General features: G+C 74.9%; 13 protein-coding genes. 3 read left to right on the top strand and 10 right to left on the bottom strand.

Going from position 1 to position 16087, the window contains the following annotated elements; all coding sequences use genetic code 11:
* Positions 1–126: 126 nt before the first annotated feature.
* Positions 127–1128, bottom strand: coding sequence for a methyltransferase (locus ABT160_RS20135; protein WP_351649035.1), 1002 nt, complete (start codon positions 1126–1128; stop codon positions 127–129).
* A 273-nt stretch (positions 1129–1401) separates the two neighbouring features.
* On the opposite strand from ABT160_RS20135, the gene ABT160_RS20130 reads away from it, so the two are divergent.
* Both ABT160_RS20130 and ABT160_RS20125 read left to right on the top strand, forming a co-directional pair.
* The gene (locus ABT160_RS20130) at positions 1402–2466 is read left to right on the top strand and encodes a 3-methyl-L-tyrosine peroxygenase-related protein (protein ID WP_351649034.1); all 1065 of its coding nucleotides are present in this window, start codon (positions 1402–1404) and stop codon (positions 2464–2466) included.
* Positions 2467–2636: 170 nt separating this feature from the next.
* The gene (locus ABT160_RS20125; RefSeq protein WP_351649033.1) at positions 2637–3998 is read left to right on the top strand and encodes an FAD-binding oxidoreductase; all 1362 of its coding nucleotides are present in this window, start codon (positions 2637–2639) and stop codon (positions 3996–3998) included.
* 46 nt (positions 3999–4044) lie between these two features.
* Here the strand turns inward: ABT160_RS20125 and ABT160_RS20120 are convergent, their stop codons facing one another.
* The gene (locus ABT160_RS20120; RefSeq protein WP_351649031.1) at positions 4045–6438 is read right to left on the bottom strand and encodes a tetratricopeptide repeat protein; all 2394 of its coding nucleotides are present in this window, start codon (positions 6436–6438) and stop codon (positions 4045–4047) included.
* A 272-nt stretch (positions 6439–6710) separates the two neighbouring features.
* On the opposite strand from ABT160_RS20120, the gene ABT160_RS20115 reads away from it, so the two are divergent.
* Complete coding sequence (locus ABT160_RS20115; RefSeq protein ID WP_351649030.1) at positions 6711–7991, top strand: NAD(P)/FAD-dependent oxidoreductase; 1281 nt, start codon at positions 6711–6713, stop codon at positions 7989–7991.
* Positions 7992–8015: 24 nt separating this feature from the next.
* On the opposite strand, the gene ABT160_RS20110 is transcribed toward ABT160_RS20115, so the two are convergent.
* From ABT160_RS20110 to ABT160_RS20075, 8 genes are read right to left on the bottom strand one after another with little or no spacing between them, the layout of a single operon-like run.
* Positions 8016–8579 carry a hypothetical protein gene (locus tag ABT160_RS20110; RefSeq protein ID WP_351649029.1) on the bottom strand — a complete coding sequence of 188 codons (564 nt, stop codon included), beginning with the start codon at positions 8577–8579 and terminating at the stop codon, positions 8016–8018.
* A gap of 47 nt (positions 8580–8626) precedes the next feature.
* A complete protein-coding gene (locus ABT160_RS20105) occupies positions 8627–9595 on the bottom strand; it encodes a GNAT family N-acetyltransferase (RefSeq protein WP_351649028.1) in 969 nt (322 codons plus the stop codon).
* A gap of 19 nt (positions 9596–9614) precedes the next feature.
* On the bottom strand, positions 9615–10592 hold the full coding sequence (locus ABT160_RS20100) for a 2-hydroxyacid dehydrogenase (protein WP_351649027.1): 978 nt from the start codon (positions 10590–10592) through the stop codon (positions 9615–9617).
* The gene (locus tag ABT160_RS20095) at positions 10585–11145 is read right to left on the bottom strand and encodes a flavin reductase family protein (protein ID WP_351649026.1); all 561 of its coding nucleotides are present in this window, start codon (positions 11143–11145) and stop codon (positions 10585–10587) included. The genes ABT160_RS20100 and ABT160_RS20095 overlap by 8 nt, the downstream gene beginning before the upstream one ends.
* Positions 11142–12416 carry an MFS transporter gene (locus ABT160_RS20090; RefSeq protein WP_351649025.1) on the bottom strand — a complete coding sequence of 425 codons (1275 nt, stop codon included), beginning with the start codon at positions 12414–12416 and terminating at the stop codon, positions 11142–11144. The genes ABT160_RS20095 and ABT160_RS20090 overlap by 4 nt, the downstream gene beginning before the upstream one ends.
* On the bottom strand, positions 12413–13510 hold the full coding sequence (locus ABT160_RS20085; RefSeq protein WP_351649024.1) for an LLM class flavin-dependent oxidoreductase: 1098 nt from the start codon (positions 13508–13510) through the stop codon (positions 12413–12415). The genes ABT160_RS20090 and ABT160_RS20085 overlap by 4 nt, the downstream gene beginning before the upstream one ends.
* Positions 13507–14832, bottom strand: coding sequence for an ATP-grasp domain-containing protein (locus ABT160_RS20080; protein ID WP_351649023.1), 1326 nt, complete (start codon positions 14830–14832; stop codon positions 13507–13509). Before ABT160_RS20080 ends, ABT160_RS20085 begins: the two co-directional genes overlap by 4 nt.
* Entirely contained in the window at positions 14825–16087 is a 1263-nt protein-coding gene (locus ABT160_RS20075; RefSeq protein ID WP_351649022.1) for an ATP-grasp domain-containing protein, read from the bottom strand. The genes ABT160_RS20080 and ABT160_RS20075 overlap by 8 nt, the downstream gene beginning before the upstream one ends.

The raw sequence follows: 16087 nt of genomic DNA, 5'->3' as shown, positions 1-16087 counted from the left end.
GATGGGAATCTATCGAAAATCGATAGATGAAGGCAAGGGGCCGTCGAAGAGGGGGCGGAGGCGGTGCGGGGGCGCGGGCGGTGCGGGGGCGCGGGCGGTGTCGCTCCGCGCCCGACCCGTCCCGCCTCAGGAGGCGGGCTTGCGGGCCACGATGGCCGCGTTCGCGCCCGCGGCGTCCATCGGCAGTGCCGTCACCCCGGTGAACCCGGCCTCCGTGAGCCAGTGGCCGTACTCCGCGTACGTGTAGTTGTTGCCCGACCGGGTCTCCAGCAGCATGTTGAGGCCCATCAGCGCGGCCGGCGCGGGTCCCGTCTCGTCGTCGTCCAGGACCAGTTCGCAGATGATGACGGCGCCGCCCTCGGGCAGGGCCTCCCAGCACTTCGCCAGGAGCGCGCGACCGGTCCGCTCGTCCCAGTCGTGCAGGATCATGCTGAGCAGGATGACGTCGTGCCCGGAGGGCAGTTCGGCGTCGCGCAGGAAGTCGCCGTCCGTGGCCGCGATCACCTCGCCCATGCCGAGCTCGGTGATCCTCGCCCGGGCCTTCGCCGCGATGTGCGGCAGGTCGAGCACGGTCGCCCGCAGGTGCGGGTGGCGGCGGCACAGGCCGACGGGGAACGCCCCCATCCCGCCCCCGACGTCGAGCAGTCGGCGGTGGGCCGTGAAGTCGAAGGCCTCCGCCAGGGCCGCTGCCGTGAACGACGACAGCGTGAACATCGCCTCCCAGAACCGCTCCAGGATCTCCGGGTCGGTCGTGACGAACGCCGACTCCAGGGCGTCCGGGTCCCAGGTGGTCGGCCGGTTGCGCACCAGGGCCTCCTGGAGGCGTCCCCACGCCGGGTAGCCGTGGCGGTCCGAGTACTGCACGAAGCCGCCGAAGTAGTGCTCCTTGCCGTCGACCAGGAACTCCTGCGCCAGCGGGGAGTTGCGGTAGCGGCCGTCCTCGCGCACCAGCAGGTCCATGGAGGCGCAGGAGGCCAGGAGCATCCGGGTGGGCCGGGCGTCGAGGCCGAGGGCGGCGGCCAGCTCGGGTGCCTCCGCCGAGCCCAGCCGGGCCAGGGCCGAGAAGAGCCCGAGGTCCACGGCCGCGGCGAGCGCCTTGAACCGCCAGAACCCGGTGGTGAGTTCCATCAGCGGAATCGGTGAGCGTGTGGCACCGGATGAGGCGCCCGGTACCGCGCCCGGAAGGGCTCCCGGTGCGGCCCCCGGCGCGCGGACGGTGGCGCACGCCGCCGCGGAAACGTTCCCGCCGGTCGTCGGGCCCGTGGTCCGGGCCGTCAACTCCGTGATCTCGGTCATGGGCTAACTCCTGCACGTTTGTTCGTGATCGTCCCGGCGTTGGCACTCCCGGCGAGCGCCTACAGTATGCGATCAGTTGCTCTGCGTGACGACCAAAGGAAACCCATGGCCCCGGCGTCCACCCCCGCGCCCGCTCCCGCCCCGCCCCCGGCGTCCCCCCTCGCGTCGCCCTTCAGCGCCATGGCGTCGCTGCTCCTCCCGCTGCCCGCGGAGCTGCCCGACGACGTGGCCCTGGTGGGTGCCCGGCTGGGCGACGTGCGGCGGGACTTCCCCGCCGCCTTCGCCGCCGCCACCGGCTTCGCGGCGACGCCGTCCGCCCGGGCGCTGCTCGGCTGGGCCGGCGAGCACCTGGGGCAGGGGCTTCTCGTCGATGCGGAGCCGCCCTCGGGCAGCTGTGTGCATGATCGTTTCTTCGGGGTGCGCCGTGCCACCGGTGACGGCGCGGCCCTGCTCGCCGCCGCGCTGGTCACCAGTGACGTCCTCGTGCGGGACGACCTCGACCGCAACGGCAGCACCCTGGCCGAGGACCCGGACGACCTGCTGCTCGGGGTGACCGCGTTCCTGACCCGTGAGCTGCCCGCCCCCCGCAAGCACGTGGTGTGGGAGCCGGACGACCAGGACGCGGCCGCGCAGGAACGTTGGCTCGTCGGCCACCAGCGGTTCTTCGTGATGATGCAGCTCCTGGTGGTGGCCCTCGGGCAGCTCGCCAGGCCCGCCGCGAGCGCGGAGGAGGAGGCCGACGCCGTGCGCACGTTCGGCTGGCTGTGCCGCAGCGCGGCGGTCTCCATGCGGTACGCGGCCGACTTCCCGCCCGAGTTGTACGGCGGGGTTCGGGCGACGATGACCCCGCCCGACGTCAACGCCGGTTTCAGCGGCTTGCAGACGCGCGACCACCACGCCCTGGTCACCCTCATGCGCCAGGCCGGCCGGGACGGCGTCTTCGACCGGTTGGATCCCGCCTCGGTGGCGGCGGTCCAGGCCGCGGTGCAGTCGATGTACGAGGCCCACGGCTGGGTGTGCTCGCGGTTCGGGGGAGCCGTGGAACCGAGCCTGCTCATGGCCCAGGCGGCCCAGGCGGCGGGCTCGCCGCCGCCGGAGAGCGGGCTCGCCGCGGCGGAGCGCCTGGCCCGGCAGCGGATGGGCTACCTGAAGCCGAGGGCGTCGAGTTGACCCGTACGTCCCCGCTGTAGAGGAATCGATTCAGCAACCGCTTTCCCGGCCGTACGGGTCCGATTCCAAGCCGAACGCCTCCGGCCCGCGCGGCCCGGAGAGCCGTACGCCCGGCCCGTACGGCCTGCCCGTACGCCGCCCGCCCATCCGGCGACCACCCCGAGGACACGATGACCACCCGATCCGAGGCGTCCGCGACCACGCCCCCTCCGCACCGCACCCCGCCCGAATCGGGACGCTTCCGCGCCCGCCTCCTCACCGGAGTGCTGCGGCCGCGCACCCCCGGCGAGGTCGCCGACGAGGTCAGGGCGGCGGCCGCGCACGGAGGGCCGCCGCTGCACCCCGTGAGCACCGGGCGCAACTGGGGCCTCGGCTCCCGCAGTCCGGTGCGCGACGACACCACCCTGCTCGACCTCGCCGCCCTGGACCGCGTGCGCGACGTCGACACCGAGCGGGGGTACGCGGTGATCGAGCCCGGCGTCACCCAGGGGGCGCTCGCCGCCCTCCTGCAGGGCACCGCGCGCATCCTCAACCCCACCGGCGCCTCCCAGCACACCAGCGTCATCGGAAACCTGCTGGAGCGCGGCGTCGGACTGCACCGCGGTCGCGCCGACGACCTCGCGGGACTCGAGGCGGTGCTCGCGGACGGGACGGTCGTGCGGACCGGATGGTGGCCCGACGGCGGCGGTGCCGCCGTCGTGCAGCCGCACGGCCGCGGTCCCTCGCTCAACCACCTGCTCACCCAGTCGCACCTGGCCGCCGTCACCGCCGCCGTGGTGCGCCTGCTGCCGCGCCCCGCGACGGTCCGCGTCCTGCCCCTGACCTTCGCCCCGCACCGGCTCGCGGAGGCCGTGGACGTCCTGCGCACCTGGACCGCCCAGCACCTCGTCCCGCCGAACACCAAGGTGTACGACCCGGTCGCGGCGCGTACGTACGGGGTCGAGGCCCGCTACCTCGTCCACCTCGGCCTCACCGGCGACGAGGAACTGGTCGACGCCCGGGCCCGGCTCATCGCCGGGCGCGCCGCCTCGCCCGGCTCCCCGTTCGCCGAGGCCGGGGCGGACGCGGCGGACGCGTACGTCCAGCGCGCCTACGCGGGGACGCCCGACCCGGACGACACCCTCTTCCTCCGCAAGACCGGCCACGGCGCGCACCAACTGGACGAGGCCCGGGGCCTGTTGATGTTCCTGCCGGTCGTCTCCTTCCGCGGCGACGCCGTACGCCGCGCGGCTGACCGGATCGCCGCCGCCCTGTCCGGCACCACCGCCCCGCCCGGCGTCACCCTGAACGTCCTCGACGCGGACACGGTCGACCACGTCGTCACGCTCGGCTTCGCGGCGCGGGACCCCGACGCGGTGCGCGACGCCCACCGCACGCTGGACCGCCTGCACGCGTCGTTCGCCGAGGAGGGCTGGCACCCGTACCGCCCCGACATCGATCACCCCGCTCCGCGGTCCCCCGACGACGCCCTGCGCCACCGCCTGGAACACGCGCTGGACCCGGCAGGGGTGTTCGCACGGAGCCGCTACTGAGCACCCGGGCGCGGGCGGCCCGGCAGGCTTGGCCCGTTGGCGTGCCTCACGGTGGCCGGACGGCGGAGAGGTGCCCCTCCGCCTTGGCCAGCCAGGTCAGGGCGGCCGCCTCGTCGCCCTCCGCCGCCAGGGCGTCGGCGTGCGCGCGGATGATGTCGACGTGGCGCCGGACCGCGTCCTGCCCGTAGCTGTGCAGTAGTGACCGGCTCTGCCGGGCGAGGAGGTCGTCGGCGCTGTGTGCCGCCCGGGCGCGCCACCGCCGGGCCTCGGCCGGGTCGAGCGCGTGATCCGCCAGCGCCGACGCCGCCCGTGGGTCGTCGTGCTCGGCGAGCAGGAGCAGCCAGTCCAGAGCCTCCTGCTCCCGCTCCTCCCCGCCCAACTCGACCAGGAGATGGGCGAGTTCCAGGACCACCGCGGAGACGCCGTCGTCGGAGCACTCGCCCGGCCACGGGCGGAAGGCCTGCGGATGCTCCTCCAGCATCGTCCGGGCCCGCAGCGCACCGCGCCGGGACCACTCCAGGGCCTCCGCCGTGTCCCCGCGGTCGCTGAGGAGCACGGCCAGGTTCTCCATCGCTCCGGGGTGGCCGAGCACGCCGGCGCGCCGGTTCCACTCCTCCGCTCCGTCCAGGTCGCCGCGCAGCGCGAGCTGGTAGCCCAGGTTGGCCATGGCCGTCGTCTCGCCCTCTTCGGCGGCGACGAGGTACCAGTGCTCACCCTCCTCGTGGGCGCCCCTGGCGAACAGGCGCAGCCCCAGGTCGACCATCGCCCCGATGGACCCCAGCGCCGCGGCCCGCCTCATCCAGGTCTCGCCCGCGTCCTCGTCGCCCAGTTGGTGCATGCAGTAGCCCAGGGCCCACATCGCGGAGACCGACCCCTCGTCGACGGCCCTCTGGAACCACTCCCGCGCCTCGTGACTCCGCCCGTGTCGCGACAGCCGCCACCCCAGGTGCTCCATCGCCCGGACGTCCCCGTCGGCGGCGGCCGCCTGCCACACCCGTGCGGCCAGTTCCCCCCTGCCCTGCGCGTCCGCGGCCGTGCCGATCGCGGTGCGGGCGGTGGGCTCCGCGTGCTCCAGCAGCGCCGACCAGGTGTCCTCCCGCTCCAGCAGGGAGTCGGTCGGGGCGCTCCGCGCGGCGTACGAGTGCTGGAGCAGTACGTCGGAGACGCGGAACCCGGCGACCACGCCCGGGCGCGCCATCGACCGGCTCAGTGCGCTGATGCGGCCCCTGATCGGCTCCTCGGCCCAGGCGAGCGCCGGAGCCAGCCAGTCCGCGGCGCGCGGCGCGAACCCGTGCGCGGTGAGGTGCAGCAGGGCCAGCGACTCCAGGACGCGCTCCGGGACCGGCTCCGGATGCCCGCAGTGGCGTGCGGCCAGCGCCGCGGTGATCAGTGCCCGGCCGTTGGCGTCGGGGCCGTAGGGGGCGCCCGCCTCCAGGGTCCAGCGCTCGATGAGGTCCGGCGCCCCGGCGAGCGTCGCGGTGATCCGTCCCTCCTCCGCCCCCGCCAGGGCGCTGGCGATGCGCGGGTCGATCTCGGCCAGCTCCCGGGCCCGCGCCAGTTCGAGTGCGGTGAGCCGGCTGTCGACGTGGAAGCGCACTGCCCGCTCCGAGGCCGTGCCCTGCGGTGACCAGCGGGCCAGCATCTTGACCACTTCCCTGGCGTGCTGCCGACCGGCCGTGCGGGGGCCGCCCTCGCCCTCCGGGCCGTGCTGTCCGCTCTGCAGCCGCTCCAGCTCCTCGGTCCTGATCGTCGCCACCAGCAGCACCGGGCCGTGCCGGCCGAGCATCAACTGCCGTACGGCGCTGACCGTCAGCACCTCGTCGGTGAAGTAGTCCTGCAGCTCGTCCAGCCACAGCACGCACCGCTGGAGGTCCACGCCGTCGTCCACCAAGGCGTTCAGCTGGGTGCCCGTGGTGACCTCGGGCACCCGCCAGTCCGGCACCTCGGACCGCAGCGCCTCGTACAGGCTGCGCGTCTTCCCGGCGGCGGCCGGGCCGACGAGCACGAGGAGCCCGCCGGTCCTGGTGTGTCCCTTGATCCAGCTCCGTACGTTCGCGTCGATGCCCCGCGCGATGTACTCCGGCAGGCTCCCGGACAACGCGGGGTCGGCGCCCTCGGGCAGCGGGATGGCCGCGTGGATGCTCAGGGCCATCCGGTGGCCGGAGTCCGCAACGCGCGGGGCGTCGCGCAGCAGGGCGCCGCGGGCCGCCGCGCGCCTGTTCATGCGCTCGACGGGCTCGGCCCACCGTGAGCCGAGCGACTCCACGGCCTTCTTCCCCGGCACGGCGAGCACCGCCAGCAGAGCCGCCGCGACGATCGCGGTCCACGCGGGCCCCGGCGGCGCGTACCCGGCGGCCAGCAGGGCGGTGGCCGTGACCGCGAGGGCCCCGGCGGCCACGGCCACTGCCGCCGCCCACCCGCTGCCGTGTCGTCCCCGCATGCACCGAGCATGGCGCACGGCGGCGGCCACGAGAAGGCGCGTGGACGGGCCGTGCCACCCGTGCGCGGGACGGGCTCCGCAACGGGCGGCACCCGGACAGGATGACTCCAACCATCCGCATGCGAAGGGAACTTCACATCACGCGCCGCCCGGCCCACGCCCCTTGACAAACGATCACGCCCCCACTGGAGTGGCACCGCGCCACCACGAGTTCCGTCCGCTCACCACTGCTCCACCCACCGCACCGCACTCCCGCGAAGGGGCGACCAGCCATGACCAGGCCCGAGGACGCCGCACCCGGACACGACGTCCCCTACGACGTCGTCATCAGCGGCGCCAGCCTCGCGGGCTGCGCCGCCGCGATCCTGCTCGCCCGGCGCGGCGCCCGCGTCGCCCTCCTTGAGCGCCGGGGCGACCCGGAGGCGTACAAGGTGCTGTGCACCCACTCCCTCACCGCGAACGCCTACCCGGTGCTCGACGAGCTGGGGCTGGTCCCCGCCCTTGAAGCGGCCGGGGCCGTGCGCAACGAGGCCCGCTGGTGGACCCGTTGGGGGTGGATCGAGCCCAGGGCCGCCGAGCAGGGTCCGCCGCTGCCGTACGGGTACAACGTGCGGCGCAGCACCCTCGACCCGCTGATCAGGGCCCGCGCGGCCGGCACGGCCGGCGTCGACCTGCTCCTCGGGCACCAGGTGCGCGGCCTGGTCCAGGAGGGCGGGCGGACGGTCGGGGTGCGGGCGTCCACGCCCCGCGGCGAGCGCGAGGTGCGGGCCCGGCTCGTCGTCGGCGCCGACGGCAAGGACTCTCCCGTGGCGACCCTCGCCGGGGTGCGCCGACAGGCCCACGAGAACGGCCGGTTCGGCTACCTGGCCCACTTCCGCGACCTCCGCCTCGACAGCGGGGTCGCCCAGGCCTGGTTCCTCGAACCGGACATGGCGTACGCGTTCCCCAACGACGACGGCGTGACCGTGATGGCGGTACTGCCGGACAAGAGCCGGCTGCCCGCGTTCCGAGAGGACCTGGAGGGCAGCTTCCTCGACTTCGTACGGGCCCTGCCCGAGGCACCGCCCATCGACACCGCCACGCGCGTGTCGAAGTTCATCGGCACGGTCGACTACCCGCTCCTGAGCCGGCGGCCGACCGCACCCGGTGTCGCGCTGATCGGCGACGCCGCCCTGACCTGCGACCCGCTCTGGGGCGTCGGGTGCGGCTGGGCGCTGGAGTCCGCGCGGTGGCTGAGCGACGCGGTCGCCCTCGCCGTGACCGGCCGGGGCGACCTGGACAAGGCCCTCGCCGCCTACGACCGCGGGCACCGGCGCAGGCTGCGCGGCCATCAGTTCCTCGCCGCCGACTACGCCAAGGCCCGCCCCTTCAACCCTGTGGAGCGCCTGGTCTTCTCCGCCGCGGCGCGCGACCCTTCGATGGCCCGGCACATGCACCGCTACGCGTCCCGGCTGATCGGCCCGCGCGAGTTCCTCAGCCCCCCGGCGCTCGCCAGGGCCGCGGCCGTCAACCTCCGCCACCGCGCGGCGCCCGCCCCCGCCACCACCCACTGAGCCGCACGGCGGCCCGCACCACGATCAGCGGCCCCCCTCGGGCCCGTACACCGCCTCCAGCGCCGTCGGGCGGGCCAGCGCCACCTCCACCGGGCCGTGCGGCGGCAGGTCGTCGACGGTGAGCGCCGTGGCGCCGCGCAGATGGGCCACCCGCGCCCGCGCCACCTTGCGCGCGGTGCACCCGGGGTCGCCGTGACCGCAGCCGCACGGGTCGGCCATCGCCAGGGTGAGCGGGCCGTAGGGGGCGAGGGCCAGCGTCCAGCGGTGGCCGTGGTGCGCGGTGGCCAGGACCATCGGGGCGCCGGACCCGGTGACCCGGGCGGGCAGTTCGGCGACCCGGAAGTCGCTGTCGGGGGCCCAGGCCAGGCCGAGGCGCGCCGGATCGGTGTCCAGGTGCCCGGCCAGCACGCGGCGGATGCCGGCGCGCGCGGCGGCGAACCAGGACCGCTCGTCGGGGTGCGCGATCCGTGCCGCGCGGACCTTCTCGCGCCGGTCGAGCAGGGCGAGGTCCTCCCGTCCGCCTCCCGGGTGCCCCTGCCCGTACCAGATGCGCACCACCCCCTGCGTCGTCGTACCGTGCGTGCGCATCGCTCTTCTCCCGGGGACAGGAAGGGCCGGCGGACGGGGCGTGCCCGTCAGCCCGGCACCGTCTCCACTCTCGTGTCGGTGAGGAAGCCCGCGCGGTGCGCGGCCAGGTCGACGTCCCCTCCGGCGGTCAGGACGGTCAGGCGCAGTGCGGGCTCCGGCACCGGCAGCGCCCCGGTGCCGGGCGCGTCGGCGGTGGGGCAGGAGGCGTACGAGAGGAGCAGCGACGGCTCGGTGAGGCCGCGTAGGCTCACCACCGCGTCGGCCTGGTCGGGCGCCGTCGGCTGGAGGTGGCGGGTGGGCACCGGGCGGAAGCCGAGCCGGGCCTTGAAGCCGAACAGGCCGGGTTCCGTGAGGTGCCCGTAGAGCGTCGGGTCGCTGCCCAGCGAGACCCAGCCGCGCCCGCGCCCGCGCGCCTCCGCCGTGGCCGTCGCGTACAGGGCGCGGACGACCCGGCCCTGGCGCTGCTCGGGCACCTGTGCCGTGAACGCGATCCGGGCGAGGGAGAGTTCGGGCTGGTCCCAGCAGAGGCAGGCGCCCAGCAGCGAGCCGTCGGCGTCGCGGGCCTCCACCACGAAGTACAGGTGCGGGTCGGCCTCGATCTCCTCGCGCCAGCTCTCCGCGTACGCGACCCCGTTGCGCATCGCCGCCACCTGCGGTTCGTACAGCGCGAGGAACTCCTCGAAGACGGGCCGCGTCAACGGGGCCCGGACGACGGTGCGCACGCCGCGCTGCTCGCACTCGCGCAGCGCCTTGCGGACGTTGCGGCGCTCCCCGGACGTCATCGCCGACAGGAACGCCTCGTCGTCCCCGCCCACCGGGGCCAGCCAGTTCACCCAACTCGGCGTCAGCAGGAAGCCGTTGTCCTCCAGGTCCGTGCGCAGCGCGGCGGGCGGGTCGACCACCCTCAGCACGCTGACGCCCGCCCGCTCCGCCAGGCCGTCCAGCGCGGTCCGGTCGCTCCCCAGTGCCTCCTCCGGCTCCAGGACCGCGACGCGCAGCCCGTGTTCCTCGATCACGTCGGGCGTCCTCACCTGCTCAGCCCTCCAGACCGGGGACCGCGTACGGCACGGGCTCCCCGTCGGCCACCGCCGTCAGGTTGGCCTCGGCCATCTCCGCCATCGTCCGCAGCGCCTGGTGGGTGTGGTAGGCGTTGTGCCCGGTGACCAGCAGCCGGTCCGGTACGAACGCGAGCAGCCCGAAGGGGTCGTCGTCCGGCGCCGGGGCCGGCTCGCGGTAGTAGCCGTCGATGGCGGCGCCGCCGAGGCGCCCGGCGGCCAGTGCCGCCCGCAGGGCCTCCGGGTCGACGACCGTGGCCCTGGCGGTGTTCACCAGGAAGCCGCGGCCGAGCGCGTCGAGGTGTTCGGCCCCGATCAGGCCCTCGGTGACCCCGGGGACCAGGTCGACGTGGAGCGACACCACGTCACTGCTCGCGAAGACCTCGATCAGGGTCGCCTTGCGCTCGTGGGGGAGCGCGGCCAGCTCCGGGCGGTCGGAGCGGTTCCAGTACACGACGCGGGTGCCGAACGCCGCGTGCGCCATCGCGGCCAGCCGCTGCCCCACGTGCCCCATGCCGACGACGCCGAGCGTCGCGCCGGTCAGCGAGCCCGTCGCCTCCTCGATCCACTCGCCGCGCGCCGTTCCCGCCGCGCCCCGCGTCACCCCGCGCACCAGGTCGAGCGCCTGGGCCAGGGCGAACTCGGCGACCGCCGAGGCGTTCGCGTGCGGGGTGTACGTGAAGCGGGTCGCGCCCGGCGCGGCGGGCGGCTCGATGAACGAGCGGTACCCGGTGGCCATCACGCACACGGCGGCGAGGTCCGGGTGACGCTCCCACAGCTTGGCGGTCAGGAACGACGTCCCGCCGTGCACCAGGCCCCAGGCGCCGTCCAGTTCGACCGAGACGGCCTCCTCGTCGGCGTCCCCGGGCAGGCGCGCCAGGGCGAAGCCCCGCTGCCGCAGGCGGTCCGCCGTGGCATCGGGGAAGGCCCCGGTGACGACGATCTTCCGGTCAGCCACGTGCGGGCTCCTTCGTGGTCGGTGCGGTGTAGCCGCGGCGGTGCCACAGCAGCGGCCCGGTGCCGGGGCGGGCCGCGTGGTCGGTGATCTCGCCGATCAGCAGGTGGTGGTCGCCCACCGGCACGCTGCCCGTCGTACGGCACAGGTACGCGGCGTGCGCGTCGGCGAGACGGGGTGGCCCGTCGCCGTGCCAGGACGTGAAGTCGTGGCCGGCGAAGCGGTCCACGCCCTTCCTGGCGAACGACGCGGCCACCCCGTGCTGGTGGTCCCCGAGGACGTTGACGGCGAACTCCGACGAGCCGAGGAGGGCGTCCAGGCAGCTCGAGGTGTTCCCCACCGCCACGAGCAGCAGCGGAGGGCTCTGGGAGACGGACAGGGCCGAGGTGGCGGTGAAGCCCCGGCGGGTGCCGTCGGCGTCGTGGGTGGTGACCACCGTGATCGCCGCGGCCAGGTGCGACATCGCCTCGCGGAACCGCTCGGGGGAGAGCGGGAGCCTGCCGGGGCGCGCCGCCGGGGCCCGTCGTTCCGCTTGTGTCCGGGTGCGTACGCTCATGTTCCCGCCTCCACGCGAGTCGGTGCCGGCGCTGCGTCGCGCAGCGCGATGGAGCGCTGCAGGCTGCGCGTGGTGAGCGGCACGAGCACCGCGCCGACGGCCGCCAGCAGCACGGCGAGCCCGACGACCAGCCGCTGCGGTCCCGCCCACGCCCCGACGGTGGAGATCAGCACTCCGCCGATGGGGAAGGCGAGAACGTTGATCAGGAAGAACGGCCCCATGACCTTGCCCAGGTGCTCGCCGGGTATCACCTGCACCCGCTGGGTCCTGTTGTACGTGTTGTAGTACGCGACGCCGATCTCCACGGCCACGAACCACACCACGTACACCGGGTACGAACGGGCGAGGCCGAGCAGCAGCAGGGACGCGCACACAGTGACGAACCCCGTCACCCCGATGGCCCGCGGCGACCAGCGCTTCAACAGCAGGGGCATCACTGCCAGGTTGACCAGTCCCGCGAGCCCCGCGAACACGTTCAGCGAGGCGAACGCGGTCGAGGACTGGTGGAACACCCCCGTCACGACGGCCGCGTTGGCGCCGAGCGTGGCCGCGAGGGCCAGGTTCATCGAGAAGTTGACCGCCGCGAGGAGCACGACGGGCCGGTTGCCCACCAGGAGCGTCCAGCCCAGCTTCAGCTCGGCCACCGCCGCGCGCACGTCGCCCCCCACCGGCGCGGCGGACGCGCTCTTGGGCAGGGCGAGCCAGCACAGGGCCGCCACGGCGAACATGCCCGCGGCCAGGCCGAGCAGCCACAGCTTGCCCACGACGGCCACGGCCGCCATCGCGAGCCCGGGGCCCAGGGCCAGGGACAGCAGTTCCACGTTCTGCACGGTGGCCTGCATCCGGGCGAGACGCTCACCCGAGGCGAGCTGGGGGACGACCTTCTCGATCGCCATGTGGACCGGGGCGACCAGCGTGGTGAGCAGCGCGCCGTTGACCATCAGGACCGGCACCGACCAGCCGGGCTGGAGCAGGCAGAGCACGACGGAGGAGCCGAGCACCGCGGCCCGGCCGGAGTTGGCGAGGCGGAACAGCCTCGGGCCCCCGTCCCGGTCCGCGAGCACCCCGCCGATCGGGTACGCCGCCAGGTACGGCACCCACTCCAGCGCGTACGCCAGACCGAGCATCGACACCTTGCCGGTGTCCTGGAAGATGAGCAACGGCACCGCGAACAGCACCAGTTGCTCGGCCATCAGGCCCACCAGGATGCCGATGGCGAACAGCCACACCCGAGGGGAGCGCACCGGCGACGGCTCCGCCGCCGCGCTCACGGTGCCGTCACCGCCGCGCCGGCCCGCTCCCGGGCGCGCACCCGCGGCAGCACCTGCGTGAAGAAGTGCCCCATCTCGTCGCGCGCGGGCCAGCCGGAGAAGATGAACTCGCCCACGCCGGCGGCCTTGTACGCGAGCAGGTAGTCCGCGACCTCGTCGTAGTCGCCCACGATGCAGAGGGCGGGACCGCCCCGGTAGGCGACGGCGCCGGACCACAGCACCGGGGACATCCAGCCATGCCCGGCCTCGTCGGCCAGCCGGAAGGAGTTCTTCACCGCCTGGGAGTCGGCCGCCGCCACGAACTCGGCGACCCACTCGCGGTGCTTCTCGTCCGCGCCGCCCATGACCTCCGCCAGGTCGGCCAGCGCCTCCTCGCGGGTGGGCCGGGCGAGCACCTGCATCCGCAGTCCGACGCGGCCGCCCCGGTCGAGGACCGGGCGCACCTCCTCGGCGATCCTCTCGGGGGTGTCGGCGTACCGGAACCAGCAGTCCCCGTACTCCACGGCGGTGTCCTGGGCGATCCGGGAGGCGCCGCTGACGTAGATCTCCGGACGCCCGCCGCCGTAGTGCGGAAGGCCCAACTGGCCCTCTTCGACGCGGTAGTGGGCGCCCTCGAACGTCACCGGGTCCTCGTCGCGCCACAACGCGTGCAGGACGCGCAGGAACTCACGCGCCCGCTCGTGCCTGCCGTCGTGCGCGACGAAGTCGCCGTAGTAGCCCTGCTCCACCGGGGAGATGCCCGAGATCAGGTTGAGGGCGATGCGGCCCTTCGACATCCAGGACAGGGTGTTGACGATCTGGACGAACAGGGTCGGGGAGAGCAGCCCGGGGCGGTACGCGAGGATGAACTTGACGTTCTCCGTCTCCCTCACCAGCGCGCCGAGCAGCGGCAGCGGGTCGGGCAGGTCGTAGCTCTGGGCCATCAGCAGGGACTCGACGCCCAGCTTGTCGGCCTCGCGTGCGAAGTCGATCGCCCCTTCGAGGTCGAGCACGCGGAAGTCGTAGCGCTCCGCGGACTTCTTCTGCCCGTCGTCGAGCGCGGACCCCCAGTGGAACCGCAGCTCGCCGGGGCGGGCGCCGTCACGCTCGCTCATACCGCCACCCGCTCGTCGTCGTGGGCCGGGGTCCCGGCGGGCACCACGCCCAGCCGGTAGGCGTCGACGGACCGCTCGATGGCGGCGCGGACCGCCGCCTCGTCGGCCCCGCGCAGGAGCACGCGGCCCCCGGCGTGGTCGTACCCGCCGTCGCCGTCGAAGACGTGCCCGACCTCGGGCAGCGCCTCCGCGTACACCTCGGGCACCAGCCCGGCCAGCGAGGTCCGCGACACCACCTGCGCGGGCAGCTCCGCGGGCTCGGGGAAGACCAGCCAGCCGCCCGATCCCGGCCCGGCGGGCCGGACGAGCGGGGCGCTGAGCGGGGCCAGGCCGAGCGCCGTGCGGAAGGCCTCGCAGTACAGGTCGATCCCGTACAGGTCGCGGTGCAGGAACGGCACCCCGGCGCCGCCCGGACGCAGGCCCACCTCGAGGAAGACCGGCCGGCCCTCGCCGTCGACGATGACCTCCAGGTGGAACGGACCCGTCCACAGCTCCAGCGCGTCCAGGCAGTCCGCCGCGAAGCCCGTCAGCTCGTCACGCGGGGCACCGTCGTCGAGCAGCGACGAACCGAGCGGGACGCCGTGGACGAAGTCCAGGCAGGTGTTCACGTACCGCGAGACGGTGACGCAGTGGAAGCCGCCGTCCCGGCGGATCCCGTCGACGTGCAGGATCTGGCCCTCGACGTACTCCTCCGCCTCGTAGCCGGCCGCCTCCTCGCCGATCTCCCGCAGGGCGGCCGCCAGTTCGTCCTTCGTGCGCACCAGGCGCACCCCGCGCGAGGCGGCGCCGTCGCGCGGCTTGAGGATCAGCGGCAGCGGGATCTCCCCGAGGACCTGCGAGGGCTCGCTGTGCGCGTCGAGGTGGACGAACCGCGGGGCGCGCACCCCGGCGTAGCGCAGCCACTGCTTCATCACGGTCTTGTCCCGGAAGCGGCGCACGTAGTTGGAGCTCCACCCGGGCACGCCGAGCGCCTCGCGCAGCAGGGCCGCCGTGTCCAGGTCGAACTCCGAGAGCGCGACGACGGCCGCGACGGGCCCGTGCCGCTCGGCGATCTCCCGGGCGTGCGGCAGCAGGGTCCCGGCGCTCAGGTCGGGGACCACGACGGTCGCCACGGCGTTCGCGCGGTCCAGCGGGGCGACCGCGTCGGCGGTGGCCAGGTAGGCGAGGCGGTAGCCGCCCTCGGGCAGGAAGCGGTGGTACTCGCCGAACTCGTCGTCGAAGCGGTTGACCACCAGGACCAGCGGCTCGTGGCCGGGTTCCGCGGCAGCCGCGGCCCGCGGTGCCTGCCGGTGCGGGGGCAGCGGGGGGTGTGAACTAGACAAAGGTGACTCCACGAGTGATCCGCGTGCCCAGGGCGAGCGCGTCGGGGTACGAGTCGGCGGTGTAGAGGACGTGCCCCACGCGGGAGCGGAAGTCCTGGTCGGCGGAGGGCGGGGCGTGCGGGGCGGGCGAGACCTCGGCCTCGTGCACGCCCGGGAGCGCGGCGACCTCGTCCAGGCCCTCGACGGCGCGGTGGGCGCCCGGCCCGGGCGGCACGAGGAAGCGGATGCCCGCGTACTTGGCCCGGGGCGCGCGCGGCGGTACGGCGGAGGCGTCGAGGCCCGTGTGGGCGGCGACGGCCAGTTCCGCGAGCCGTACCCCGGTGGCCGCCTCGACCAGGTCCGGGATCCGGTCGCCGCCGAGGCGCGCGCCCAGTTCGATCAGGACCGGCTCGCCGGCGACGAGCCGCAGCTCGCAGTGGAACGCCCCGACGGTGACGCGCAGCGCGGTGAGGACGTCGCGGACGTACGCCTCGACGGCCCCCAGGACCTGCGGGGCGAGGTCGGCGTTCACCACGTGGCCGACCTCCACGAAGGACGGCTCGGGGCCGAGGACCTTGTGGGTGACGGCGACGACGGTGGCCCGCCCGTCGGCCCCCACGCAGCCCTCGACCGAGAGCTCCGGGCCGTCCAGGTACTCCTCGACGAGCGCCCGGCGCTCCAGGAGCCGGCCCATGTCGGGGCGGCGGTCCCCGGCCAGCGCGGCGTACGCGGCGGCCAGGCCGGCCGCGTCGTCGGCGCGGCTCACGTGCACGCTGCCCGCCGATCCGACGGGCTTGAGCACGCAGGGGAAGCCCACGCGGGCGGCGGCCGCCGCCAGGTCGTCGGGTCCCGAGACCTCGGCGAAGCGGGGCGTGCGCAGCCCGGCCGCGGCCACGGCCGCCCGCATCAGGGCCTTGTCGCGCACCGCCTCGACGGTTTCGGGCGGCAGGCCGGGCAGCCCGAGCCGGGCGGCCAGCCGGGCGGCGGCGGGGACGTAGAACTCGAATCCCGCGAGCACGCCGGTGAACGGGTCGGCGCGGTGCGCGGCTCCCACGGCCGCGTACAACGCCTCCTCGTCGTTGGTCTCCACGACGATCACCTCGCCGGCCTCCCGGCGCACGCCGTCGGCCAGTTCGCGGTCGTCGGCGTCGAAGGACGCCACCGCCGTCCCGAACCCGAGACGGCGGGCGGCCCCCACCAGAGCGGTGCCCGACGACGTCGGCTCGATGACGAGGACGCGGCCCCGCCTGGCCTCGGATCCGGGACGGAGGCTCAT

Origin of the sequence: Streptomyces sp. NPDC001941, assembly GCF_040296945.1 — a bacterium.
Classification (GTDB): Bacteria; Actinomycetota; Actinomycetes; order Streptomycetales; family Streptomycetaceae; genus Streptomyces.
Note: the sequence above shows the minus strand (reverse complement) of the source record. Positions and strands in the feature narration are given on the sequence as shown.

Excerpts from the sequence above, each read along its gene's own strand:
- ABT160_RS20135 (WP_351649035.1), bottom strand. The coding sequence starts at position 1,128 with ATGGAACTCACCACCGGGTTCTGGCGGTTCAAGGCGCTCGCCGCGGCC.
- ABT160_RS20130 (WP_351649034.1), top strand. The coding sequence starts at position 1,402 with ATGGCCCCGGCGTCCACCCCCGCGCCCGCTCCCGCCCCGCCCCCGGCG.
- ABT160_RS20125 (WP_351649033.1), top strand. The coding sequence starts at position 2,637 with ATGACCACCCGATCCGAGGCGTCCGCGACCACGCCCCCTCCGCACCGC.
- ABT160_RS20120 (WP_351649031.1), bottom strand. The coding sequence starts at position 6,438 with ATGCGGGGACGACACGGCAGCGGGTGGGCGGCGGCAGTGGCCGTGGCC.
- ABT160_RS20115 (WP_351649030.1), top strand. The coding sequence starts at position 6,711 with ATGACCAGGCCCGAGGACGCCGCACCCGGACACGACGTCCCCTACGAC.
- ABT160_RS20110 (WP_351649029.1), bottom strand. The coding sequence starts at position 8,579 with ATGCGCACGCACGGTACGACGACGCAGGGGGTGGTGCGCATCTGGTAC.
- ABT160_RS20095 (WP_351649026.1), bottom strand. The coding sequence starts at position 11,145 with ATGAGCGTACGCACCCGGACACAAGCGGAACGACGGGCCCCGGCGGCG.
- ABT160_RS20085 (WP_351649024.1), bottom strand. The coding sequence starts at position 13,510 with ATGAGCGAGCGTGACGGCGCCCGCCCCGGCGAGCTGCGGTTCCACTGG.
- ABT160_RS20075 (WP_351649022.1), bottom strand. The coding sequence starts at position 16,087 with ATGAGCCTCCGTCCCGGATCCGAGGCCAGGCGGGGCCGCGTCCTCGTC.